Source organism: Pseudomonas sp. P5_A12 (genome assembly GCF_056400685.1).
The window spans coordinates 1-24,987 of the sequence record NZ_JBFUKU010000030.1 but is presented as its reverse complement, the minus strand read 5'-3'; the positions used below and the strand labels follow the sequence as shown (position 1 = coordinate 24,987).

The 24,987-nt window shown below is 59.5% G+C and carries 24 protein-coding genes; 7 read left to right on the top strand and 17 right to left on the bottom strand.

All coding sequences use genetic code 11. The features are described from left to right. Positions 1-219: 219 nt before the first annotated feature. The gene (locus AC1DSG_RS06930; RefSeq protein ID WP_477790213.1) at positions 220-819 is read right to left on the bottom strand and encodes a helix-turn-helix domain-containing protein; all 600 of its coding nucleotides are present in this window, start codon (positions 817-819) and stop codon (positions 220-222) included. A gap of 281 nt (positions 820-1,100) precedes the next feature. Here AC1DSG_RS06930 and glnT point away from each other — a divergent pair, with 281 nt between their 5' ends. The 5 genes from glnT to AC1DSG_RS06905 all read left to right on the top strand — a co-directional run bounded on the left by glnT (position 1,101) and on the right by AC1DSG_RS06905 (position 7,089). Next, a complete protein-coding gene (glnT, locus tag AC1DSG_RS06925; protein ID WP_477790212.1) occupies positions 1,101-2,435 on the top strand; it encodes a type III glutamate--ammonia ligase in 1,335 nt (444 codons plus the stop codon). A 164-nt stretch (positions 2,436-2,599) separates the two neighbouring features. Beyond that, complete coding sequence (locus AC1DSG_RS06920) at positions 2,600-3,505, top strand: class II glutamine amidotransferase (RefSeq protein WP_477790211.1); 906 nt, start codon at positions 2,600-2,602, stop codon at positions 3,503-3,505. Between the two features lie 11 nt (positions 3,506-3,516). After that, positions 3,517-4,200, top strand: coding sequence for a protein glxC (locus AC1DSG_RS06915; protein ID WP_477790210.1), 684 nt, complete (start codon positions 3,517-3,519; stop codon positions 4,198-4,200). Between the two features lie 20 nt (positions 4,201-4,220). Further along, a complete protein-coding gene (locus AC1DSG_RS06910) occupies positions 4,221-5,546 on the top strand; it encodes an FMN-binding glutamate synthase family protein (protein ID WP_477790209.1) in 1,326 nt (441 codons plus the stop codon). A gap of 217 nt (positions 5,547-5,763) precedes the next feature. Continuing rightward, positions 5,764-7,089 (top strand): ammonium transporter, encoded by a 1,326-nt coding sequence (locus AC1DSG_RS06905; protein ID WP_477790208.1) that lies wholly within the window; start codon positions 5,764-5,766, stop codon positions 7,087-7,089. 53 nt (positions 7,090-7,142) lie between these two features. On the opposite strand, the gene AC1DSG_RS06900 is transcribed toward AC1DSG_RS06905, so the two are convergent. From AC1DSG_RS06900 to AC1DSG_RS06880, 5 genes are all read right to left on the bottom strand, one after another. After that, positions 7,143-8,507 (bottom strand): purine-cytosine permease family protein, encoded by a 1,365-nt coding sequence (locus AC1DSG_RS06900; RefSeq protein ID WP_477790207.1) that lies wholly within the window; start codon positions 8,505-8,507, stop codon positions 7,143-7,145. Between the two features lie 5 nt (positions 8,508-8,512). Beyond that, positions 8,513-9,190: a cysteine hydrolase family protein gene (locus AC1DSG_RS06895; RefSeq protein WP_477790206.1), complete on the bottom strand. Its 678-nt coding sequence runs from the start codon at positions 9,188-9,190 to the stop codon at positions 8,513-8,515. A 91-nt stretch (positions 9,191-9,281) separates the two neighbouring features. Next, on the bottom strand, positions 9,282-9,434 hold the full coding sequence (locus AC1DSG_RS06890) for a hypothetical protein (protein ID WP_477790205.1): 153 nt from the start codon (positions 9,432-9,434) through the stop codon (positions 9,282-9,284). Between the two features lie 65 nt (positions 9,435-9,499). Next, positions 9,500-10,543: an LLM class flavin-dependent oxidoreductase gene (locus AC1DSG_RS06885; RefSeq protein WP_477790204.1), complete on the bottom strand. Its 1,044-nt coding sequence runs from the start codon at positions 10,541-10,543 to the stop codon at positions 9,500-9,502. A 105-nt stretch (positions 10,544-10,648) separates the two neighbouring features. Continuing rightward, positions 10,649-11,134 (bottom strand): flavin reductase family protein, encoded by a 486-nt coding sequence (locus tag AC1DSG_RS06880; RefSeq protein WP_477790203.1) that lies wholly within the window; start codon positions 11,132-11,134, stop codon positions 10,649-10,651. A gap of 322 nt (positions 11,135-11,456) precedes the next feature. Between AC1DSG_RS06880 and AC1DSG_RS06875 the strand changes: the two genes are divergently transcribed. Next, a complete protein-coding gene (locus AC1DSG_RS06875) occupies positions 11,457-12,863 on the top strand; it encodes a purine-cytosine permease family protein (RefSeq protein WP_477790202.1) in 1,407 nt (468 codons plus the stop codon). A 921-nt stretch (positions 12,864-13,784) separates the two neighbouring features. Here the strand turns inward: AC1DSG_RS06875 and AC1DSG_RS06870 are convergent. The 5 genes from AC1DSG_RS06870 to ribBA all read right to left on the bottom strand — a co-directional run bounded on the left by AC1DSG_RS06870 (position 13,785) and on the right by ribBA (position 19,232). Continuing rightward, complete coding sequence (locus tag AC1DSG_RS06870; protein WP_477790201.1) at positions 13,785-14,939, bottom strand: ABC transporter ATP-binding protein; 1,155 nt, start codon at positions 14,937-14,939, stop codon at positions 13,785-13,787. A gap of 17 nt (positions 14,940-14,956) precedes the next feature. Then, positions 14,957-15,766, bottom strand: coding sequence for an ABC transporter permease (locus AC1DSG_RS06865; protein ID WP_477790200.1), 810 nt, complete (start codon positions 15,764-15,766; stop codon positions 14,957-14,959). Between the two features lie 6 nt (positions 15,767-15,772). Further along, complete coding sequence (locus AC1DSG_RS06860; protein WP_477790199.1) at positions 15,773-16,717, bottom strand: ABC transporter permease; 945 nt, start codon at positions 16,715-16,717, stop codon at positions 15,773-15,775. Then, positions 16,714-17,739 carry an ABC transporter substrate-binding protein gene (locus tag AC1DSG_RS06855; protein ID WP_477790198.1) on the bottom strand — a complete coding sequence of 342 codons (1,026 nt, stop codon included), beginning with the start codon at positions 17,737-17,739 and terminating at the stop codon, positions 16,714-16,716. Before AC1DSG_RS06855 ends, AC1DSG_RS06860 begins: the two co-directional genes overlap by 4 nt. A 383-nt stretch (positions 17,740-18,122) precedes the next feature. Further along, on the bottom strand, positions 18,123-19,232 hold the full coding sequence (ribBA, locus tag AC1DSG_RS06850) for a bifunctional 3,4-dihydroxy-2-butanone-4-phosphate synthase/GTP cyclohydrolase II (protein ID WP_477790197.1): 1,110 nt from the start codon (positions 19,230-19,232) through the stop codon (positions 18,123-18,125). Between the two features lie 71 nt (positions 19,233-19,303). On the opposite strand from ribBA, the gene AC1DSG_RS06845 reads away from it, so the two are divergent. Then, positions 19,304-19,600, top strand: a complete 297-nt coding sequence (locus AC1DSG_RS06845) for a DUF1330 domain-containing protein (RefSeq protein WP_477790196.1) — start codon at positions 19,304-19,306, stop codon at positions 19,598-19,600. A 62-nt stretch (positions 19,601-19,662) separates the two neighbouring features. Here the strand turns inward: AC1DSG_RS06845 and AC1DSG_RS06840 are convergent, their stop codons facing one another. From AC1DSG_RS06840 to AC1DSG_RS06815, 6 genes are all read right to left on the bottom strand, one after another. Then, the gene (locus AC1DSG_RS06840) at positions 19,663-20,226 is read right to left on the bottom strand and encodes an NUDIX hydrolase (protein WP_223521535.1); all 564 of its coding nucleotides are present in this window, start codon (positions 20,224-20,226) and stop codon (positions 19,663-19,665) included. A gap of 2 nt (positions 20,227-20,228) precedes the next feature. Continuing rightward, a complete protein-coding gene (locus AC1DSG_RS06835; protein WP_477790195.1) occupies positions 20,229-20,981 on the bottom strand; it encodes a GntR family transcriptional regulator in 753 nt (250 codons plus the stop codon). A gap of 88 nt (positions 20,982-21,069) precedes the next feature. After that, entirely contained in the window at positions 21,070-21,459 is a 390-nt protein-coding gene (locus tag AC1DSG_RS06830; protein WP_139645298.1) for a carboxymuconolactone decarboxylase family protein, read from the bottom strand. 123 nt (positions 21,460-21,582) lie between these two features. Further along, positions 21,583-23,034 (bottom strand): NAD-dependent succinate-semialdehyde dehydrogenase, encoded by a 1,452-nt coding sequence (locus AC1DSG_RS06825; protein ID WP_477790194.1) that lies wholly within the window; start codon positions 23,032-23,034, stop codon positions 21,583-21,585. 115 nt (positions 23,035-23,149) lie between these two features. After that, positions 23,150-23,635, bottom strand: coding sequence for a flavin reductase family protein (locus AC1DSG_RS06820; protein ID WP_477790193.1), 486 nt, complete (start codon positions 23,633-23,635; stop codon positions 23,150-23,152). Positions 23,636-23,647: 12 nt separating this feature from the next. Continuing rightward, the coding region (locus AC1DSG_RS06815) for an aldehyde dehydrogenase (protein WP_477790192.1) at positions 23,648-24,987 on the bottom strand (1,340 nt) is incomplete at its 5' end.

Below are 24,987 nucleotides of genomic sequence, written 5' to 3'. Positions count from 1 at the left end.
GACGCTCCGCGTCACACATGCGCAGGACTCAAGTCTTACGTCGACAGCGGGACGCGGAGCGTCCCCGGCGGCATTCCCACGCGGAGCGTGGGAACGATCAATAGATGTGGGAGCGGACCCACGGCACAGGACCGGTGCGATGCACCGAACGAAAGGGGGGAACCGTGAGCCGCTAATGCAGAACCGGATCTGTACTCCAACTTCGGTAAAAAGCGCTCATCACTCCTTATCGCTACCGTAATTCATAATCGACAACATCCGAATCGGCACCTGCACCAACTCCTCTGGCCCATGCGGAATCTCTCCCTCGAACGTCAGGCTGTCCCCAGCCTCCATCCGATACAGCTGATTGCCATGCCGATAAATCAGCTCCCCCTCAAGCAAATGCAGGAACTCCGTCCCCGGATGGGAGAAGGTCGGAAACTCTTCACTGGCGTCATCCATGCTCACCATGTAGGCCTCGAAACTCTTCTTCGGCCCGCGTGTGTGATTGAGCAAATGGTAGGTATGGCCTTTCTCGGTTCCGCGGCGAACCACTTCCATGCCTTGGTCGGCCTTGACCAATAGCGCGCTGCCGTCCTGTTGATCGTATTCGCTGAACAATTTCGACAGGGGCAGGCCGAGCACGTCACACAGACGGCTCAGGGTATCGAGGCTGGTAGACACTTGGGCGTTTTCAATCTTGCTCAACATGCCTTGGCTGATATCGGCAATCTTGGCCACGTCGGCCAATTTCAGTTCCTGCGCCTGGCGCTGGCGTTTGATCTGCAACCCCAGGTATTGCTCAAGTTTCAGGCGCGGCGCGGTTTCGGTCGTCATCGTCATCAGATCCTGCACACTTTCCGTTCAGTAATATTAGTTTCGCACTGAGAAAGTGCAAATCACGGCATTCAGCTCTCGCTCGAAAGGGAATATTCCCACGAGGAAAAGATTTTTCCCATATATACAGCACAAACGCGCTTTTTACCGCACATCCATACCTCCTTGGCAAAAGTGGCAAGGGCCTTGCATTCCTAATGGGAAACTAACTTTCATTTCAGGAATAAAAGTCAGTTAAGGCCTATCCATCAAATTTTGCCTTTCGCGAGGAGTGACGAGCAATGTTGCCAGCAGAAACCCAGCGCATCATCGACAAGCACGGGATCAAGTACGTGCTTGCGCAGTTTGTCGATATCCATGGCGCGGCAAAAACCAAATCAGTGCCAATCTGTGGTCTCAAAGCGGTGGCCGAAGACGGCGCAGGTTTTGCCGGGTTCGCCATCAGCGGCATGGGCATGGAACCCCACGGGCCGGACTTCATGGCCCGCGGCGATTTGTCCACGCTGACACCGGTGCCTTGGCAACCCGGTTATGGTCGGGTCGTTTGCATCGGTCATGTCAACGGCAAGCCGCACCCCTATGACAGCCGTTACGTATTGCAGCAGCAGATCCGTCGTCTGGAAGATAAAGGCTGGACACTCAACACCGGCCTGGAACCCGAGTTCAACCTGATGCGCCGCGACGGCCAGGGCAAGCTGCAACTGGTGGACCTCAGCGATAACCTCGACAAGCCTTGCTACGACTATAAAGGCCTGTCGCGTTCCAGAGAGTTCCTCGAGCGACTGACCGAAGCCCTGCAGGCGGTGGATTTCGAGGTCTACCAAATCGACCACGAAGACGCCAACGGCCAATTCGAGATCAACTACACCTACAGCGATGCGATGACTTCGGCGGATCGCTTCACTTTCTTCCGAATGGCCGCCGGCGAGATCGCCAATGACCTTGGCATGATTTGCTCATTCATGCCCAAACCGGATCCGAAGCGCGCCGGCAATGGCATGCATTTTCACCTGTCGATCAGTAGCGCCGAGAACAAGAACCTATTCCACGACGCCAGTGATCCGAGCGGTATGGGCCTGTCGAAAATGGCCTATCACTTCGCGGCCGGCCTGCTTGCCCATGGACCGGCGCTGTGTGCCTTCGCGGCACCGACGGTCAACTCCTACAAACGTCTGGTGGTGGGCAATTCGTTGTCTGGCGCGACCTGGGCGCCAGCCTTTATTGCGTTCGGTGCCAACAACCGCTCCGCGATGGTCCGGGTGCCTTACGGCCGCCTGGAATTCCGTCTGCCGGATGCCGGCTGCAATCCTTATCTGGTCAGTGCGGCAATCATCGCCGCCGGGCTTGACGGTATCGACCGTCAACTGGAAGTCGGCAACGTCTGCAACGAAAACCTCTACAGCCTGAGCCTGGAACAGATCRCCGCACGCGGCATCAAGACCTTGCCGCAGTCGCTCAAGGAAGCCTGCGATGCGCTGGAGGCCGATCCGCTATTCGCCGAAGTCCTGGGCCCGCAGATCGTTGGCGAATTCATCAAGCTCAAGCGCATGGAATGGGTGGAGTACAGCCGCCATGTGAGTGACTGGGAGGTCGCGCGCTACACAGAGTTTTTCTGAGGCTGTTGGCGGCAGCTGCGAGCTGCAAGCGTCAAGCCGCAAGTAAAAGCGAATTGGCGGCATAACGAGAATTTTCATATCTACGCGGTCAGCTTGCAGCTTGCAGCTTGCAGCTTGCAGCTTGCAGCTTGCAACTCATCGCTCCCGAACGAAGTGAGGCTTTTATGTGTGGAATCGTAGGTCTTTACCTGAAAAATCCGCAGCTGGAATGCCAGCTCGGCAAGCTCTTCGAACCCATGTTGCAGGCCATGACCGATCGTGGCCCGGACAGTGCCGGCTTCGCGATCTATGGCGATGAAGTCGCCGACGGCTGGGTCAAGCTGACCTTGCAGGCGACCACCGAGAACTTCGACTGGACATCCCTGATGGGGGAACTGGAAGGGCGCCTTGGCTGTTCGCTGGACTGGTTTCAGAACGCCAGCGCCGCGGTGCTGAAAATTCACGCGGATGAGGTGCCGGTGCGTCTGGCCCTGGCCGAACTGGCGCCGGGCCTGCGGATCATGAGCGCCGGCCAGAGCATCGAGATCCTCAAGGGCATGGGTTTGCCCCAGGAGATTTCCCAGCGTTTCGGCCTGGCCGGCATGAAGGGTAGCCACATCATCGGCCACACCCGCATGGCCACCGAAAGCGCCGTGACCATGGAAGGCAGCCACCCGTTTTCCACTGGCGCAGACCTGTGCCTGGTGCATAACGGCTCGCTGTCCAACCACTTCCGCCTGCGTCAGGAACTGAAACGCGAAGGCATCCAGTTCGAAACCGACAACGACACAGAGGTAGCCGCCGGTTATCTGACCTGGCGCTTGCAGCAGGGCGATTCGTTGAAAGAGGCGCTGGATCATGCGCTGGAAGATCTCGACGGGTTCTTCACTTTCGCCATTGGCACCCGCAACGGCTTTGCGGTGATCCGCGACCCGATCGCCTGCAAGCCGGCGATCCTCGCCGAGACTGACGACTACGTTGCCATGGCTTCGGAGTATCAGGCGCTGTCGAGTCTGCCGGGCATTGAAAACGCCAGGATCTGGGAGCCGGAACCGGCCACCTTGTACATCTGGGAACGCGAGTCAGCTTAAGGAGCGCACACATGAAAACCATCGATCTTTCCATTGCCACCGTGCGTGACCTCAATCAGGCGCTTCATGACCAGGTCCATACCCTGGAAGACCGTGAGTGGGTGGTGACTCACTCCAACGGCAAGCACAACCTCGCGGTCGGAGTGAATCAGGCCGTCTCCATCGATATCCAGGGCCACGCCGGTTACTACTGCGCCGGTATGAACCAGAAGGCTTCGATCACCGTTCATGGCAATGCCGGTGTCGGTTGCGCCGAAAACATGATGTCCGGTTACGTGCGAATCAAGGGCAGTGCTTCCCAGGCTGCTGGCGCCACCGCCCATGGCGGGCTGCTGGTGATCGAAGGTGATGCCGGTGCCCGATGCGGGATTTCCATGAAAGGCATCGACATTGTGGTCGGCGGCAGCATTGGCCACATGAGCTGCTTCATGGGCCAGGCCGGGCGGCTGGTGGTATGTGGCGATGCCGGCGATGCACTGGGCGATTCGCTGTACGAAACGCACATTTACGTGAAGGGCAGCGTCGCTTCCCTGGGGTCGGACTGCATCGAGAAAGAGATGCGCGCCGAGCACCTGGAAGAACTGCAGGTGCTGCTCAACCGCGCCGGTTTCGAGCACAAGGCGGCTGACTTCAAGCGCTACGGTTCGGCCCGTCAGTTGTACAACTTCAAAGTCGATAACGCGTCCGCGTACTGATCCACGCGAGGAGAACAGATATGAGCGAGAAGAACACTCCGGTGCTGCGCGAGTCCGCGACTTTCGACCGCCTGACCATCCAGGAAATCCAGCGTGCCGCCGAGACGGGCATCTATGACATTCGCGGTGGTGGCACCAAGCGCAAGGTCCCGCACTTCGACGACCTGCTCCTGCTCGGCGCCAGCGTGTCGCGTTATCCGTTGGAAGGCTATCGGGAAAAATGCGGCACCGATGTGATCCTCGGCAACCGATTTGCCAAGAAGCCGATCCACCTGAAGATTCCGGTTACCATCGCCGGCATGAGTTTCGGTGCGCTGTCGGCCAATGCCAAGGAAGCCCTCGGCCGAGGCGCGACGATCGCCGGTACCAGCACCACCACCGGTGACGGCGGCATGACCCCGGAAGAGCGCGGGCAGTCGCAGCATCTGGTCTACCAGTACCTGCCGTCCCGTTATGGCATGAACCCGGACGACCTGCGCAAAGCCGACGCGATTGAAATCGTCCTGGGGCAGGGCGCCAAACCCGGTGGCGGTGGCATGTTGCTAGGGATGAAAGTCACCGAACGGGTGGCCGGCATGCGTACGTTGCCGATCGGCGTTGATCAGCGCAGCGCCTGTCGTCACCCGGACTGGACCGGCCCGGATGACTTGGCGATCAAGATCGCCGAGATCCGCGAAATCACTGACTGGGAAAAACCGATCTACGTAAAAATCGGCGCCAGTCGCCCGTACTACGACGTCAAACTGGCGGTGAAGGCCGGGGCGGACGTGATCGTACTCGACGGCATGCAAGGCGGTACTGCCGCGACCCAGGAAGTGTTTATCGAACATGTGGGGATTCCAATTTTGTCGGCCATCCCGCAAGCGGTACAGGCTTTGCAAGAGATGGGCATGCATCGCAAGGTTCAGTTGATTGTTTCCGGTGGTATTCGCAACGGCGCTGACGTGGCCAAGGCGATGGCGCTGGGTGCGGACGCGGTGGCCATCGGTACGGCTGCACTGATTGCACTGGGCGATAACCACCCGCGATTGAATGAAGAACTGCAGAAAATCGGCTCGGCCGCAGGCTTCTATGACGACTGGCAGAACGGCCGAGATCCGGCCGGGATCACCACGCAAGACCCGGAACTGTCCAAGCGCCTGGACCCGGTGGAAGGTGGTCGTCGTCTGGCCAACTACCTGCGAGTGCTGGTGCTGGAAGCTCAGACCATGGCTCGGGCGTGCGGCAAGTCGCACCTGCATAACCTGGATCCGGAGGATCTGGTGGCGTTGACGGTGGAGTCGGCGGCCATGGCACGGGTGCCATTGGCGGGGACCAGCTGGATTCCGGGTTCTGGCAAGTACTGAGGACGGATCGTTCCAACGCTCCGCGTTGGAATGCCTCCGGGGACGCTCCGCGTCCCGAATCTGTGACGCAGAGCGTCACGGGCTGCATTCCCACGCAGGAGCGTGGGAACGATCAGAAGGGTTGTAGGCGTCAGATATTCGAAGAGACCACAACGGTCCGTCGCTTTGCCACTTGCTCTCTGCCGACACTTCCCATTTTTTTGCAGGAGCTTTGAACATGGTCAATCGTCTTCTCGGAAAATCCCTTCTTGGCCTATTAACGGCCGGCGCGCTCGTGCCTTTGGCACAGGCAGCCGATGCACCAAGTTTGAACACCGGCAGCACCGCCTGGATGGTGATGGCGGCGGTGTTGGTGTTGTTCATGTGTCTACCGGGCCTCGCCTTGTTCTACGGCGGCCTGGTGCGGGCAAAAAACATGCTGTCGCTGTTCACCCAATGCTTTGGTATCGCAGGCCTGGTGGGTGTTTTGTGGGTGGTTTATGGCTACAGCATGGTGGTCGATACGACCGGCATGGTTGAGGGCGAGGTGACGTTCAACAGCTTTGTGGGCGGCTTGAGCCGGGCCTTTCTCGCTGGTATGACCCCTGAAAGCCTGGTGGGCGAGATCCCGGAAGGGGTCTTCGTGACCTTCCAGATGACGTTCGCCATCATCACGCCGGCGCTGATTGCCGGCGCATTTGCCGAGCGCATGAAGTTTTCAGCGGCGCTGTGGTTCATGGCGTTGTGGTTCACCCTCGTGTATGCCCCGGTGGCCCATATGGTGTGGGGTGGTTCGGGCGCCTTGATGCATAACTGGGGTGTTCTCGATTTTGCCGGCGGTACGGCGGTGCATATCAATGCCGGCGTCGCTGCTTTGGCGGCGTGCCTGATTCTCGGCAAGCGCAAGGGCTACCAGAATACACCGATGCCGGCCCACAACTTGAGCCTGACCATGGCCGGTGCCGCCATGCTCTGGGTCGGTTGGTTCGGCTTCAATATCGGTTCGGGCGGTGGCCTGAGCGGCACGTCTGGCATCGTCATGCTCAACACTCAACTGGGTGCRTGCGCCGGGATTCTCGGCTGGATGTTCACCGAGTGGTTCAAGGTCGGCAAACCGAGTGCGTTGGGCCTGGCCAGCGGTGCCCTGGCCGGTCTGGTGGGGATCACGCCAGCGTGCGCTTACGTCGGTGTCGGCGGCGCACTGGCCATCGGTCTGTTGTGCGGGGTGTTCTGCTACTTGAGCGTCACCGTGTTGAAACGTCGTTTCGGGTATGACGACAGTCTCGACGTATTTGGTTTGCACGGCATCGGCGGGATGATCGGCGCGGTGTTGACCGGGGTGTTTTGCGTACCGTCCCTTGGTGGACTGGTCGAGGGCGTGACCATGGGCGCTCAAGTGGTGGCGCAAATCAAGGGCGTGCTGCTGACAACGGTGTATTGCTTCGCCATCAGTTGGGTCATTCTCAAGGTAATCAACGCGGTGATCGGCTTGCGCGCCGATGAGTCGGTGGAGGAGATGGGGCTGGATCTGGCCGAGCACAATGAAAGTGCCTACAACCATTAAGGTGGCCTGAAACAGTGCAACGCCGGCCCAGGGCCGGCGTTGTTGTTTTACGGTTATTGCGACGCTTGATTCAGCGCCGGCGCCCGCTTGCCGAGTTTCATCAGCCAGTAGTAACTCAAGGCCGGTACCAGCAAGCCGACCAGCCAGGCCAGGTCGACACCGTCCAGTGCCGTGGCCATCGGGCCAACGTACAACGTGGTGTTCATGAACGGTACCTCAAGGGCTATCGCCAGCAGGAAACTGCCGCAGGCGATCCAGTTGACCCTTCCATAAATGCCGTTTAGGTCGAAGATGTCATCGATCTGGTACTGGCCTTTGCGCAGGCAGTAGTAGTCCACCAGATTGATTGCCGTCCAGGGGATCAGGAAGTAGCTCATGAAGAAAATGAAGTTGAGAAAGAAGCTGATGAAGTCGTCCTGACTGATCGTGCACAGCGCGGTTGCCACCAGGCTGATCACCAGCATGAACAGGCCACGCACCCGTGGCGTCACCTTGAGCCTGGCGAAAGGTTCGATCACGGTGATGGTCGACATGAACGCCCCGTACAGGTTGAACACGTTGATCGACACCTGGCCATAGACAATGAAGGCGAACAGCAGGATCGCGCCGCTGCCGAACAGCCCGGCGACATGGCCGCCGACGTTGCTGGAAAAGTCGCCGATGCCGACGCTCAGGATTGCCCCGAGAATCATCATCCACGCACCGCCACTGACCGTGCCGGCGTAGCTGTACCAGAACACCTGAGCGGTCGGCGTGCTGCTTGGCAGGTAGCGCGAATAGTCAGCGACATAAGGCGCATAGGACAGTTGCCAGGTCACGGCAATGCTCACCGCCACCAGAAACTTCGACAGCGAAAACCCTGTTGGCAGCCATTGTTCGGCGGGTATCGACAGCTGCAAGGCAAACAGCGTAGCGGCTGCAAACACCAGCAGCGAAAGGATCGAGAGCAGCTTCTGCAAACGGTGAATCAGCCGATAACCGTACAGCGCAACGACGAAGCACAAGGCACCGATCAGGTAGATGTTGCCGCTGGCCGGCAACGGGCTGACGGACTCCAGCGCCTGGGCGGCGAGCAAGGTGTTGCTGACGAAGAAACCCAGGTAGATCAGCATCACGAACAACAGCGGCAATACGGCGCCCAGCACGCCGAACTGTGCGCGGCTCTGGATCATCTGCGGGATGCCCAGCTTCGGGCCCTGGGCTGAGTGGGACGCCATGAACACCGCCCCGACCAGCGAGCCGATGATAATTGCCAGCGCGCTCCAGAACAGGTTGAGCCCCATCACCACCGGCAACACGCCGGACGCGATGGTGGTGATGTTCATGTTGGCGCCGAACCAGATATAGAACAGCGAAGCGGGACGACCGTGGCGTTCGGTTTCGGGGATGAAATCGATGCTTCTTTTTTCGACTTGCATGGCGATTACACCTGAGTCCGAACGAGATGGGCTTGCAGACGGGCGATGGTGCCTGGCAGCTCATGGGGCTGATGGGCAAACAAGTCCGGGTGCTCGGGATTCAGGCTGACGTAATCGAGCTGTTGCAGGGCGCGCTGACATTCGCTGCTGGTGAGAATTTCCAGGGAGTAGACCCAGTTGGCCATGATCAGCAATGCCGAATAGTGCCCCGCCAGGGTGGTCGTGGTGCAGGCGTCACTGACCAGCCGAACGTGATAGCCCAGCGCAAAGGCATCGAACACGCTGCTGAGTACGCAGACATCCGTCAACACACCGCAGATGACCAACGTGTCGACTTCCAGCGTCTTGAGGAGGGTGTCGAGGTTGGTGCGGTGAAAGGCACTGTAACGGCCCTTGTCGATGATGAGTTCACCCGGCTGAGGCGCCAGCTGCTCGATGATTTCCACTTGCCGGGTGCCGGCGCGATAGCTAGTAGGGCCGCCGTCGCTGGCCCGGGGTTCCCCGCGCGGCAGGTCAATGCCGTCGGCGCGGTTGGTATGGCGGGTATAAATCACAGGCGTCCGCTGACTGCGGGCGGTTTCGAGCAGGGCTGCGGTATGGGCAACCACCGTGTTGAAGTTTTCGAGGACGAATCCCTCCTCCTGCTGCATGTCGATGATCAACAGCGCGTTGTTATTGTTCATTGAGCAAACCTGATCAAAGGCGAAACACAAGGCACCGCGCACGCCATGCAATGGCGAGAAGCGGGGTGCGTGATTGGCTGTTCGGGTGGGCTCAGTGAACTAACTGCCAGAAGCCGTTCTGCTTGGCTGAAACACTGGCGCGCAGGCGCTTGAAATGCAGGTGCGAAGCGGTCCATTCGCCGCGCAGATAAACCTGCGCGGCGCCGGAGGGAAGGGCGAGTGATTGGAGACGACCATTGAACATGGGAATCGACCTTACACGTCAGTCAGCCCCCCAGGCTTCGCATCCAAGGGGGCAGGGTGGTGGACTCAGCGAAACGCCGGGACCACGTGTTTGATAAACAGCTCCAGGGACTTTTTCTTCTCGGCGTGCGGCAGGCTGTTGTCGCACCAGAAACTGAATTCGTCGACGCCCAGTTCCTGGTAGTACTTGATGCGCGGAATGATTTCTTCCGGAGTACCGATCATGGCGGTCTTGTGCAGGCTCTCCAGTTCGAACTCTGGACGGCCGGCGAATTTTTCCTCAGGGCTCGGCGCCAGGAAGCCGTTGACCGGCGTTTCCTTGTTGCCGAACCAGGCATCGAAAGTGCGGTAGAACCTGGCGATGGCCTTGGCCCCGACTTTCCAGCCTTCAGGTTCGTCAACCGAGTGGACATGGGTGTGACGCAACACCATCAGTTGTGGGCGTGGCACGTCCGGATTGTTGTCCAGGGCGGTCTGGAATTTGTTCTTCAGATCGAGGACTTCTTCATCGCCCTTCATCAGTGGCGTGACCATGACGTTACAGCCGTTGGCCACGGCGAAGTTGTGTGAGTCCGGGTCGCGAGCGGCGATCCACATCGGCGGATTAGGTTTCTGAATCGGCTTTGGCACGCTGGTGGACGTCGGGAATTTCCAGATGTCGCCGTCATGGGCATAGTCGCCTTGCCACAGTGCGCGAACCACCGGAACCATTTCCCGCAATGCCTGACCACCGGAAGAAGCAGGCATGCCGCCGGCCATCCGGTCGAACTCAACCTGATACGCGCCACGGGCCAGGCCGACTTCCATGCGACCGTTGCTGATCACGTCCAGCAATGCGCATTCACCCGCGACCCGCAACGGGTGCCAGAACGGCGCGATGATGGTACCGGCGCCCAGGTGAATGGTGGTGGTCTTGGCCGCCAGATAGGCCAACAAAGGCATGGGGCTTGGCGAGATGGTGTATTCCATGGCGTGGTGTTCGCCGATCCAGACGGTGCTGAAACCGCCGGCCTCGGCCATCAGGGTCAGTTCGGTCAAGTCTTCGAACAACTGGCGGTGGCTGACGCTTTCGTCCCAACGTTCCATGTGTACGAACAAGGAAAACTTCATGACGCTACCTCGGATCTTTTGTTGTCGGCCTGTCGACTGCGGGCCTGATGATTATTGGTATACCATAATACGTAATTGGCGCAAATTATTTCCGGATCAGCCGACTCAAGCAGGTACGGGCAGGGCGCCCATCTTGCCGTGGCAATACACCAAGGGGCCGGTGTTTTGCTGCGGCACGATCAGGTTCTTCACGGCGCCCACCATGATCGCGTGATCGCCGCCTTCATATTCGCGCCACAACTCGCACTCGATGACCGCCGTAGCGTTGGCCAGAATGGGATTGCCCAGCTCGCTCAAGGTCCATTCGATACCTTGCGCCTTGTCTTTGCCTTTTCGCGCGAACGCATAGGCTTCGCTCTGCTGGCCGCCGGATAGCACGTGAATGGCAAAGCGTTTGTTCTTGATCAGAACGGGATAGGAATCGGAGCTGTAATTCGGGCAGAACAGCACCAGGGCCGGGTCCATGGACAGCGAGCTGAAGGCGCTTGCGGTCAGGCCGACGATTTGACCGTCGTCATCCAGCGTGGTGATCACCGTTACGCCGGACGGGAACGAGCCCATGACTTGTTTGTAGATGGCGGCATCGATCATTGGACGGTCCTCGGTGGTGAAACGTGTTTTTTATCGGTTTGTAGGTCTGATGGTATACCGTAATACATCGTTTGCAAGTGCTTTTTCTGTGGACCGATAAACGTACACCTTTGGTCTAAAATTCAGCATTTACGGGGGTTTAAGCCATGAAACGTGTGCACTTGTACGGCAGGATTGCGGATCAGATGGATGCGAAAAGACCGAATCAGTCTTGTGAAAACGTTGGAATACCATAATATGGTCTGCATCTGAGGGGTGCCAAGATGCGTCCCCGGTTTGGCTTCATACAAAGATAAGAACAGACAAACTCGAGTTCATGCATATGTCCCAGATGTCCCGGCAAGACCCGTTGATCGAGAATCACACGGTTGATTACGTTCCACTCGCAGAGCGCCACGGGAAGGCCCGCGATCTTTTCACCTTATGGTTCAGCACCAACATTGCACCATTGCCTATCGTTACGGGTGCCATGGTGGTTCAGGTGTTCCATCTCGACCTGTTCTGGGGCCTGCTGGCGATAGCCCTGGGGCACATGGTCGGCGGACTGGTGATTGCCCTCGCATCGGCTCAGGGTCCGCGCATGGGAATTCCACAAATGGTGCAGAGCCGCGGCCAGTTCGGGCGCTATGGTGCGCTGCTGATTGTGTTCTTTGCCGCCCTGATCTACGTCGGTTTCTTCATATCCAACATCGTGCTGGCCGGCAAATCGATTGTCGGAATCGCACCCTCAGTCCCGGTCCCCGCCAGCATCCTCATCGGCGCCCTCAGCGCTACGGCGATCGGGGTGATCGGTTATCGCTTCATTCACACCCTGAACCGCATCGGCACCTGGGTCATGGGCAGTGCCTTGCTTGCGGGTTTCCTCTACATCTTCGCCCATGACCTGCCTGCGGATTTCTTCACCCGCGGCGGTTTTAACCTGTCCGGTTGGTTGGCCACGGTGTCCCTGGGGATTATCTGGCAGATCAGCTTCTCGCCTTATGTGTCGGACTACTCGCGCTACCTGCCGTCCGATATCGGCATCGCCCGTCCGTTCTTCGCCACTTATCTGGGCGCAACTCTGGGCACGATCCTGTCGTTTACCTTCGGCGCGGTGGCGGTACTGGCGACGCCCGAAGGTACCGAAGCCATGGCGGCGGTGAAGCAATCCACCGGGTGGCTGGGGCCGATTTTGATGGTGCTGTTCCTGCTCAATATCATCAGTCACAACGCCTTGAATCTGTATGGCGCGGTGCTGTCGATCATCACCTCGATCCAGACCTTCGCCAGTCAGTGGACGCCCAGCATCAAGGTTCGTGTGGTGTTGTCGAGTGTGGTGTTGGCAGGTTGCTGTGTGGTGGCGCTAGGGGCGTCTGCGGATTTCATTTCGCAGTTCATCGGGCTGATCCTGGCGCTGTTGTTGGTGTTGGTTCCATGGGCTTCGATCAACTTGATCGACTTCTATGTGATCAAGCGCGGGTGTTATGACATTGCCTCGATCTTCCGTGCGGATGGCGGGATTTATGGGCGGTTCAATTGGCATGCGATCGTGGCGTATTTCATCGGGATTATTGTGCAGCTGCCGTTTGCCAATACGTCGTTGTATGTGGGGCCGTATGCCAATCTGGTTGAGGGTGCGGATCTGTCGTGGTTGGTGGGGTTGGTGGTGACTTGTCCGCTCTACTATTGCCTGGCGACGCGGGGGCCGGCTCGGCAGAGCAAGATTGCTCGGTTTGGTTTTACCGACTGACTTTTGATCGCTGGTGTTTATCTGGAGTGCCCGGCTATTTGCCGGGCATTTTTTTGGTTTTTGATTGTGTACATATCCGTTTCTTTTGTAACGGCTGCTGGCGGTTTCGCTCTTACAGCGAGTCACTTGGAAAAGCCCCAAGTAACCAAGGGCTCTTGCCCCTTTCGTTCGGTGCCTCGCTGTGGCTCGGCATGCCCTCGCTCCGGTCCTGCTCCGKGGGCCCGCCGCCATCGGCCATCCATGGCCGGGGGCGGCTAACCCGGCATCCATGCCGGGTTGCCCACTGCGCAGAACCTGCGCTCGGCCTCTCGAGGGGGCGGTGCGTCAAAATCAAAAGCTGCAGGCGAGCTAACGCTCGGCCTGTTGAGTGGTGAGAAGCAAAAGCCGTACGCCGATCTACTGTAGGAGCTGACTTGCCAGCGAAGGCTGCCTGACAGCCGACCAATCTTTCAGGGATGTACCCTGTCCAACTGCGGGAGCGGCGGTGCGACGATTCGACTTGCTCGCGAAGCTGTTGATCTTGCCGTTGCCGTTGCTTCGGCTTTTGATCTTGATCTTGATCTTTTGCCCCTTTCCCAGAGGCCGAACGCAAGTGTTGCGTAGGGGGGCACCGTGGCATGGATGCCGCGGTAGCCGCCCCCGGCCATGGATGGCCGATGGCGGCGGGCCCCCGGAGCAATGCCGGAGTGAGGGCATGCCGAGCCTGGGCGAGGCACCGAATGGCGGGGCAGAAGCGCTTTGGTTACTTTCGCGCTTTTCGAAAGTGACTCGCTGTAAGAGCGAAACCGCCAGCCGCCGTTACCGCAGAAACGGATATGTACGCTTACTAACCAGACAAAAAAAAAGGCCACCGCAACCCGACGTTGCGGCGACCCAAGAGTGGCACTTAACTAACAGCCCACTACCGAGGACATTAAAAAATCAATGCGCCCCAGCAGCCTTGTTCAAATCGCTCTCAGCCCATTCGGTATAAACGCAGGCATCCGCAGTAGCCCAGCGCACACGCACCGGATCCCCCGCCTTCATTGGCATGCCAGCCGCTGAAAGTGCCTTGACCGTCATCGACGTACCGCCCGAGGTCACTACGCTGCAAGTCTGGCTTTCGCCCAGGAACAGCACCTCCACAACCTTGGCAGAGACTTCATTCCAGCCCGCGGCCAGCGGCTCCTGAGCGGCTTGCTCAATACTCAGTGCCAACGCCTTTTCCGGCCGCACCATCAGCAGCACATCCTGATTGGTTTGCAAACCGGCTGTCAGGCGGATCGACAGCGATTGCCCTTCAAACGAAGCCACCGCGTTGCCCTGAGCCTTCAACTTGAGGAAGTTCGAGTTACCCAGGAACGAGGCGACGAATGCATTCGGCGGGTTCTGGTACAGGTCATAGCCGCTGCCCAGACCGACGATCTTGCCGTGACTGAAAATCGCGATGCGCTGGGACAAACGCATGGCTTCTTCCTGGTCGTGGGTCACATAGACAATGGTGATGCCCAAGCGCCGATGCAGTTGGCGCAGTTCATCCTGCAAATCTTCGCGCAGCTTTTTATCCAGCGCACCCAGGGGTTCATCCATCAACAGAATGCGTGGCTCATAGACCAGCGCCCGGGCAATGGCGACGCGTTGTTGCTGGCCCCCTGAGAGTTGCGAAGGGCGGCGATGGGCGAATTGTTCCAGTTGCACCAGCTTGAGCATCGCATCGACCCGACGTTCACGTTCAGCGGTGGCCAATTTGCGAATCGCCAATGGGAAAGCGATGTTGTCGCGCACTGACAAATGCGGGAACAACGAGTAACGCTGAAACACCATGCCAATGTCACGCTTGTGCGGCGGCACGTTGACCAGCGACTGGCCATTGACCAGAATCTCGCCGCTGCTCGGTGTTTCGAAACCGGCCAGCATCGACAGGGTGGTGCTTTTGCCTGAGCCGCTGGAGCCAAGGAAGGTGAGGAATTCACCGTCCTTGATGTCCAGCGAGATGTTGTCCACGGCGGCAAAGTCGCCGTAGTGCTTGTTCAGGTTGCGCAGGCTGACCAGCGGCTGGTCATTCTGTTGAGCGGAATCTTTGATCACTGCACTCATGTCGTACTCCTGCGCGCTCAGGCGCTGATTTCATTGCGCCGGCGCAGTGCGGCGGCGATCACCATGACCAATACCGAGAGGCCGATCAGCAGCGTCGAGGCRACGGCGATCACGGGCGTCAGGTCCTGGCGCAGGGTGGTCCACATTTTGACGGGAAGGGTTTGCAGGGTCGGACTGGCCATCATCACGCTCAAGACCACTTCATCCCACGAGACGAGGAAGGCGAAGAGGGCGCCGGCCACCATGCCCGGACGGATCGCCGGAAAGGTCACCTTGAACACCGCTTGCAGGCGTGATGCACCGCAGATCACCGCGGCATCMTCGATCGACTGGTCGAACAGCTTCAGCGAGTTGATGATCGAGATGATGGTGAACGGCAATGCCACGATGACGTGGCTTACCACGAAAGCGAACATCGTCCCGGTGTAGCCCAGTTTCAGGAACAGCGCGTACACCGCCACGGCGATGATCACCAAGGGCACGATCATCGGCAGGGTGAACAAGCCGTAGAGCATTTCCCGGCCAGGGAAGCGGCCGCGCACCAGGGCAAATGCAGTGGGCAGGCCCAGGGCCACGGCGAAGAACGTCGTCAACACCGCCACCTTGAGGCTGGCCATTGCAGCGTTCATCCAGTCGGCGTTGGAGAAGAACTGGCCGTACCATTTCAGCGTCCAGCCGGGTGGCGGGAACACCAGCCATTGCGACGATCCGAACGACAGCAGCACGATGAACACGATCGGCAGCAACAGGAACAGTCCGATCAGCCCGGTGGTGGTGTACAGGCCGAAGCGCATCCGACGGCTCATGGCATTAGGGGTCAGGAGCATGACGGCTTACCTCGCGTTGCTGGCGCCAACCGGGGATTCCGGTTGAAGCTTCAGGTAGAAGTAGAACAACACCAGCGTGATGACGATCAACAATGCGGCACCGGCGCTCGCCAGGCCCCAGTTGAGGAACGATTGCACCTGCTGAATGATGAACTCGGGCAGCATCATGTTCTGCGCACCCCCCAGCAGCGCCGGGGTGACGTAGTAACCGAGAGACATCACAAACACCATCAGTCCACCGGAAAACAGGCCCGGCCGGCACAGCGGCAGGAACACCCGGAAGAAGTTGGTCCAGGGACTGGCACCGCAGATCGAGCCGGCTTGCAGAATCATCGGGTCGATTGCCTGCATGGTCGCCTGCAGCGGCAGGACGATGAACGGGATCATGATGTAGCTCATGCCGATCACCACGCCGGTGAGGTTATGCACCATCTCCAGCGGTTGATCGATGATGCCCATCGCCATCAACGCCTTGTTGATGACCCCCGAAGCTTGGAGCAGCACAAGCCAGGAGTAGGTGCGCGCAAGGAGGCTGGTCCACATCGACAACAACACGATGTTGAGAATCCAGCGACCCCAGCCACGCGGCACCAGCGTAATCGCCCAGGCCAGCGGGAAACCCAGCAGCAGGCTGAACAGTGTCACCAGACCAGCCACCGAAAAGGTGTTGAGCAGTACCCTGGCATACGCCGAGTTGGCGAACAGTTGTTCGTAGTTGCCCAGCCCCGGCACCGGTTCAAGCACGCCACGCAGCAGCAGGCCAATCAACGGCGCCAGAAAGAACAGGCCGAGGAACAGCAGGGCGGGGATCAGGTTGCTCGAACCACGCCAGCGTTGTGCCAGAGTCGGGGATTGCCTCATCACAGCCGCCTTGCCGAGGGCCGGGCCGGCAGCGTCATTGACGCTACCGGTTGCAGTGGGTTGACGGGACGCGGTTACCGTCATTTTCATTTGACCAGCCATTCGTTCCACCGTGTCGCGATGGCAGGACCGTTTTTGGCCCAATACGCGAAATCAAGGGTGATCTGATCCTTAGCGTAGGCAGTCGGCAGGTTAGGTGCCAAAGCCGAATCCAGGAGCGCGACGCTGTCGACGTTGACCGGCGCGTAGGCGGTCAGGTTGGAGAAGTCGGCCTGGCCCTTGGCACTGCTGGCGTTAGCCAGGAACTTCATGGCGGCGTCCTTGTTTTTCGAACCTTTGGGAATGACCAGGATGTCGGCCATGACCAGGTTCTGTTTCCAGCTCACGCCGACAGGGGCGCCGTCTTCTTGCAGGGCGTGAATGCGGCCGTTCCAGAACTGCCCCATGCTCGCTTCGCCGGAGGCCAGCAACTGTTGCGACTGAGCGCCGCCGCCCCACCAGACGATGTCTTTCTTGATGGTGTCGAGTTTCTTGAAGGCGCGGTCCAGGTCCAGCGGATAGAGCTTGTCGGCGGCTACGCCATCGGCCAGTAGCGCCAATTCCAGCACGCCAGGGCTTGGCCATTTATAGAGGGCACGTTTGCCGGGGAAGGTCTTGGTGTCGAACAGCGAGGACCAGTCCTGGGGTTTGTTGGCGCCGAGTTTGCTCTCGTTGTAGCCGAGGACGAAGGAAAAGAAGAACGAGCCAACGCCGTGATCGGAGACGAACCGCGGGTCGATTTTATTGCGATCGATGACTTTGAAATCGAGGGGTYCGAGCAGGCCTTCGGCGGCGGCGCGCAAGGCGAAGTCAGCTTCGACATCCACCACGTCCCACTGCACGTTGCCGCTTTCGACCATGGCTTTGAGTTTGCCGTAGTCGGTGGGGCCATCCTGGACCACAGTGATGCCGCCGGCCTTGCTGAACGGATCGGCCCAGGCTTGCTTTTGCGCATCCTGAGTGCTGCCGCCCCAACTGACGAAGTTGACGCTTTCAGCCGCCATTGCCACGTGACTGACCGTGGCCAGCAAACCCGCAAACAGTACTGCGGTTGCACGTTTGTTCAACACCATTTTCACGCCCTCATTTGTTGTGTTTTTGAGCGGGCTTGGTAATGCCCGCCTATCGGGAGCAGTAGGTYCATCTGGCCTTAAAAGGCGACCGTGCCAAGAACTGTTATTGGTGCTTTCCCTGCCGGGCGCACTTGGCCAAATCGTTCGGTCTATGGAATATCATATTATGGTATTCCAAACTTTGTGCAAGCACTTTGCCGTACCGGCTATCAGCCGAAAGTGAGTTTTTTTGGGCTCTGATCTCTTGCCCGGGCCAATCAGTCAACACAATCCCTGTGGGAGCGGGCTTGCCCGCGAAGACGGTGGCACATCCAGAATCAATGGGCCTGTGGGATCGTTATCGCGGGCAAGCCCGCTCCCACAGGGATTGTGTTGCAACGATGTCACTGGGCGAACGGGATGCTTTCTACGACTTCCAGGTCGTACCCGGTCAAACCCGCATATTTGAGCGGTGGCCCGAGATGACGCAGTTTGCCCACGCCAAGGTCTTGCAGGATCTGCGCCCCAGTCCCCACTTCAGAATAGATACGTGACTGCGAACGGCTGAACTGGCGAGGCGGCTGCGTGAGTTGCGGTACACGCTCGAGCAACGCCTGGGACGACTCATGGTTGGCCAACACCACCACCACGCCACGACCTTCTTCGGCAATCCGCTGCAACGCGGCCCATAGCGTCCAGTTGGTCGGACCGCTGTACTCGGCACCCACCAGGTCGCGTAGCGGATCAATCACGTGCACGCGCACCAGCGTTGGCTCATCCCGGTGCACATTGCCCATCACCATGGCCATGTGCACACCGCCTTCGATGCGATCCTCAAAGGTGATCAGACGAAAGGTGCCGTGCACGGTCGGCAGCTCGCGTTCACCGATGCGCACCACGGTGTGTTCGGTACTCAGGCGGTAGTGAATCAGGTCGGCGATGGTGCCAATCTTGATGCCGTGCTTGCGCGCGAACACTTCCAGGTCCGGCCGGCGGGCCATCGTGCCGTCATCGTTCATGACTTCGACGATCACCGAGGCCGGCGTGAAGCCTGCCAGGCGCGCCAGGTCGCAGCCAGCCTCGGTATGACCGGCGCGGGTCAGCACGCCGCCTTCCTTGGCGCGTAACGGAAAGATGTGACCCGGTTGCACCAGATCGGCGGGCCCGGCATTCGGAGCAACCGCCGCCTCAACGGTCCGCGCCCGGTCCGCCGCGGAGATGCCGGTAGTCACCCCGGTGGCGGCCTCGATGGACACAGTAAACGCGGTGCTGAACACACTGCCATTGCTCGGAACCATTTGCTCCAGACCCAGGCGCTGGCAGTGGTCGTCGGTCAACGTCAGGCAAATCAGGCCTCGCGCCTCGCGGGCCATGAAGCTGATGGCTTGGGCTGTGCAACAGTCGGCTGCCAGCAACAGGTCGCCTTCATTTTCCCGGTCCTCGTCATCGACCAGCAGCACCATTTTGCCTTGGCGATAGTCTTCGATGATTTCTTCGATACTGTTGAAGGCCATGTCGGGATTCTCAGTGTTTGATGGAAATATATTGTGGTATACCATAATACAAAATCAACCGAGAGGTCACTATGAAGGCGTACTGGATTGCTCACGTGGATGTCACCGACCCCGATCAATACAGCCAATACACCCAACGGGCACCGCAGGCATTTGCCAAATATGGCGGTCGGTTGCTGGCGCGCGGCGGGCGCAGTGAGGCGATGGAAGGTCGGCCGACGCCGCAACGCAGCGTGGTGATTGAATTCGACTCTTACGAACAGGCGCTGGCCTGCTATCGGTCAGATCTTTATCAGGAGGCGAAAGGGCATCGCGAGGGCGCGGCTCGGGCCGAGGTGATTATTGTCGAGGGTGTAGCGCCAGCGTGAAAAACGCCACATAACCACGTAGGAGCCGGCAAGCCGGCTCCTACGGGGGATAGCGGTTTTCGCTAGCGTATGAAGTGAATCTTGCCGCTGTCGTCGTTGCCGATGTAGATGCCATAGACGCCGGCCTGCCGTTCCTCGATGTAACGCTCGAGGATCTGCCGGATCGCCGGGTAATAGATGCTGTCCCAAGGGATGTCCTCAGGCGCAAAGAATTTGTAGTCGAGGGTTTCCGGCCCGAACTGGCCGGTGATTTCCAGGGCGATGGCACGGAAGATGATGTACACCTCGCTGATCTTCGGCACGCTGAAGATCGAGTAGGGTGAGAGGATTTCGCCCCGCACGCCACTCTCTTCCCAGACCTCACGCAACGCTGCCTGTTCGGTGGTTTCGCCAGCTTCCATGAAACCCGCCGGCAGCGTCCAGGTGCCGGGACGCGGCGGAATCGCGCGTTGGCAGAGCAAATACTTGCCGTCCTGCTCGATGATGCAGCCGGCAATGATTTTCGGATTGATGTAGTGGATGTAGCCGCAGCTGCGGCACATCAGGCGCTCGTGCGTATCGCCCGGCGGTTGCTGCTGACCGAGGTCATTGCCGCCGCACTTTGGACAAAAGCTCGGGCTGAACATGATTAGCGACCTATGCGCGGTTCTTTGAGCGCGATGGGCTGGGTGATCGCGGGGATCGCCCCGGTCTCGTCCTGCTTGCGCTTGAGGTAATCGAGGGCGACGGTGGCGGCGGCGCGGACATGGTCGACGCAAGCCTGGTGAGCGGCCAGAGGATCACCGCTCTTGATCGCCTCGACCATGCGTTCCATTTCCTGGTTGCTGGCGCCACGACGGTTTTCCTGGGACACCGACGTTGCGCGCAGGTAGCTGATGCGCGCCTGAAGCTGACGCAGCTGAGTGGCCGCGACGTGGTTGCCGGAGCCTTCGAGCAGGACGTCGTAGAAACCTTGCACGGAGTCGATGACTTGTTGCAGTTCGCCTTCCTTGAGCGCCTGGCGATTTTCCTCCAGGGCTTTTTCCAAGGCCTTGATGTCCTTGGCCTTGGCACGCAGGGTGAACAGCTGAACGATCAGCCCTTCGAGCACGCAACGCAGCTCATAGATATCGACGGCATCGGCCAGGGTAATGATCGCCACCCGTGGGCCCTTGGCGTCGGCGAATTCCACCAGACCTTCGGACTCCAGGTGGCGCAACGCTTCGCGCACAGAGGTACGGCTGACGCCCAAGCGATCGCACAGATCGCGTTCGACCAGACGGTCTCCCGGGAGCAGCTGGAAGTTCATGATGGCGCTTCGCAGTTTATCCAGCACGATTTCGCGCAGGGTAACGGGGTTGCGATTGACCTTGAAGCTGTCGTCGAGTGGCAGGCGTTTCATGGGGTCCGCTCTCAATGTGGCTGTCCATGCAAAAAGAGCACTTCGATCCTTTGGATCATCCGTACTCATTCAATCAAACAGCCAAGGGTTAACTGGAGGCCTCGGCATCGGCTTCGGCGAACGCTTCGCGGGCGAGCCGGAAACTGTCGACGGCAGCGGGTACACCGCAATATATGCCGACCTGAAGCAGAATTTCGCGTATTTGCTCACGACTCAGGCCGTTACGCAAGGCACCACGCACATGCAGCTTCAGTTCGTGTGGCCGGTTGAGGGCCGAGATCATGGCCAGGTTGATCATGCTGCGTTCTTTGAGCGACAAACCCTCACGACCCCAGACGTGGCCCCAGCAGTACTCGGTGACCATTTCCTGCAACGGACGGGTGAAGTCGTCGGCATTCTCGATGGAGCGTTTCACATAGGCTTCACCCAGCACCTGGGTGCGGATCTGCAAGCCTTTTTCATACTTCTCGTTGCTCATTTCGATTGTCTCCGTGGGGCACGGATATCAATGCTGTTCTGTAGGAGCCCGGCTTGCCGGCGAAAGCATCTTCAAGAACGCCCTCGCCGGCAAGCCGGACTCGTACAATGTGACCAACATGACCTAGAGCCCGCCCATCAGGGTGTATTTAAGTTCAAGGTAGTCTTCGATGCCGTACTTGGAACCTTCGCGGCCCAGACCCGAGGATTTGATCCCGCCAAAAGGCGCGACCTCAGTGGAAATCAGCCCTTCGTTGATCCCGACCATGCCGTATTCCAGCGCCTCGCTCATGCGCCAGGCGCGGCCCAGGTCGCGGGTGTAGCAGTAGGCTGCCAGGCCGAATTCGGTGTCGTTGGCCATTTGGATCGCTTGAGCTTCACTGTCGAAGCGGAACACGGCGGCCAATGGGCCAAAGGTTTCTTCTTGGGCGACTTTCATCGCGCTCGTCACGCCGGCCAACACTGTCGGCTGGAAGAAGCCGTGACCCAACGCGTGACGCTCGCCGCCACAAAGCAACTGCGCACCTTGTGCCAGCGCGTCTTGCACATGGTCTTCAACCTTGGTCACAGCGCGCTCGTTGATCAGTGGTCCTTGATTGACTCCGGCATCGAAACCGCTACCGACGTTGAGTTGCGAAACCCGTTCGGCCAACCGCGCGACGAAGGCTTCGTGAATACCGGCCTGCACCAGGAAGCGATTGACGCAGACACAGGTCTGGCCGGCATTGCGAAACTTGGCGATCAGCGCGCCTTCCACTGCACGCTCCAGGTCGGCATCGTCGAAGACAATGAACGGCGCGTTCCCGCCCAGTTCCAGCGAAACCTTCTTCAGCGTCGGCGCGCACTGCGCCATCAGCAACTTGCCAATGGCCGTGGAGCCGGTGAACGACAGTTTGCGCACCAATGGGCTTGCCGTGAGTTCAGCACCGATGGCGATGGCATCGCCGGTGATCACGTTGAAAATACCAGGCGGGATGCCGGCCTGTTCGGCCAGCGCAGCCATGGCCAGTGCCGAAAATGGAGTCTCCGGCGCCGGTTTGACGATGCACGGACAACCCGCGGCCAGTGCCGGACCGGCCTTGCGAGTGATCATCGCCGCAGGGAAGTTCCATGGCGTGATCGCCGCAACGACACCAATCGGCTCTTTGCTGACGACAATGCGTGCATCGCCCTTGTGGCTGGGAATGGTGTCACCGTAGATGCGTTTGGCTTCTTCAGCGAACCACTCGATGAAGCTGGCTGCGTAGAGGATTTCACCCTTGGCTTCGGCCAGGGGCTTGCCCTGTTCCAGGGTAAGGATTTCGGCAAGGGCGTCGGCGTTTTCCAGCATCAGGGCGTGCCAGCGCTTGAGCAGATTACTGCGTTCTTTGGCGGTAATTGCACGCCAGGCTGGCCAGGCTTGATTGGCGATATCGATGGCCTGGCGCGCTTCGGCGGCGCCAAGGTTCGGCACCCGGCCAATCAGTTCGCCGGTGGCGGGATTGAAAATGTCTTGTTGCGCACCATCGGGCGCATCCAGCCATTGGCCGCCGATGTAGGCCTGCTGGCGGAACAGTTGCGTGGCTGCTGGGCTCATGCTGGCTCCTGGAGAAAAGAGTGATTACCTGTAGRAGCCCGGCTTRCCGGCGAAGGCGTCCTCAGGTACGCCTTCGCCGGCAAGCCGGGCTTCTACAGGGATTTGTGTGAAGCCATCAGGCCAGGGCGGGCAGGGGGCCCAGCTTGCCCTTGTGATAGATCATCGGCGTCACGGGTTGCTCGGGAAGAATCAGGTTCTTCACCGCGCCAACGATAATGGCGTGATCACCGCCATCGTATTCGCGCCACAGTTCGCACTCGATGATCGCGGTGGCTTTGAGCAGCAGCGGGTTGCCCAACTCGCTCAGGTGCCAGTCGATGCCGCTGGCCTTGTCCTTGCCTTTGCCAGCAAAGGCATAGGCTTCGGCGGTCTGGTCGGCGGACAGCAGATGAATCGCGAACTGCTTGCTGTCGCGCAACACCGGGTAGGTATCGGAAGCGTAATTGGGGCAAAACAGCACCAGTGCCGGGTCAATCGACAGTGCACTGAAGGCGCTGGCGGTAATGCCGACGATGCCGCCGTCCGGGTCCAGGGTGGTCACTATCGTGACCCCGGACGGGAACGAGCTCATGACGTCTTTGTAAATGCCGGGTTCGATCATTTCTCAGGACTCCTAACGCATCACAAACGGATCAGGCATCGGTGCCTGGGAGAGGTTGATCCACACCGTTTTCAGCTCGGTGTAGGCCAGCACCGAATCGATGCCGCTTTCGCGTCCATAGCCGCTGTTTTTGAAACCGCCGATTGGCGCCATGGCCGACACGGCGCGGTAGGTGTTGACCCAAATGATCCCCGAACGCACGTCCCGGGCCAGGCGATGGGCACGGCCCAGGTCGCGGGTCCAGATGCCGGCGGCGAGGCCGAACTGCGAGTCGTTGGCGATCGCCAGGGCTTCGGCTTCGTCCTTGAAACGAATGACTGAAGCCACCGGGCCGAACACTTCTTCCTGCATGATTTTCATCGAGTTGCTATCGCACTCGAACAGCGTCGGCTCGTAGTACCAACCGTCACCGAGATTGGCCGGACGCTTGCCGCCCAGGCGCAGTTTCGCGCCTTCGGCAATGGCATCAGCGACCAGACCTTCAACCACCGCCAGTTGCTGGGAGGTGGCCATCGGGCCCATTTCGCTGCTGTCTTCCTGCGGGTTGCCGATGCGGATGCGCTGGGCGCGTTCCACCAAGCGGCCGACGAATTCATCGTAGATTTCGTCCTGCACCAACAAACGGGAGCCGGATACACAGCTTTGCCCGGACGCGGCATAGATCCCGGCGATCGCGCCGTTGATCGCGCTGTCGAGGTCAGCATCGGCGAAAATGATGTTCGGTGATTTACCGCCCAGTTCCAGCGACAGCTTGGCGAAGTTTTCGGCGCTGCTGCGCACAACATGCCGCGCGGTCGCCGCACCGCCGGTGAAAGCGATTTTGCGTACCAGCGGATGGCGGGTGAGGGCCGCACCGGTGCTCGGTCCATAACCGGTGACAACGTTGACCACACCGGGTGGAATCCCGGCTTCCAGCGCCAGGCGCGCCAGTTCGAGAATGGTCGCCGAGGCGTGCTCGGACGGCTTGATCACGATGGTGTTGCCTGCCGCGAGGGCCGGGGCCAGTTTGATCGCCGTCAGGTACAGCGGGCTGTTCCACGGGATGATCGCGGCGACCACGCCCATGGCCTCGTGCACGGTGTAGGCAAACAGGTCCGGCTTGTCCAGTGGCAGCGTGCCGCCTTCCAGTTTGTCAGCCAGGCCTGCGGTGTAGTGAAAGAATTCCGGCAGATAACCGACCTGACCGCGAGTCTCGCGAATCAGTTTGCCGTTGTCGCGGCTTTCCAGCTGCGCCAGTTGTTCCTTGTTTTCAGCGATCAGATCGCCCAGGCGGCGAAGCAGTTTGCCGCGAGCGGTGGCGGTGAGACCTCGCCAGGCCGGACTCTCGAAGGCAGTCTGCGCAGCCTGTACGG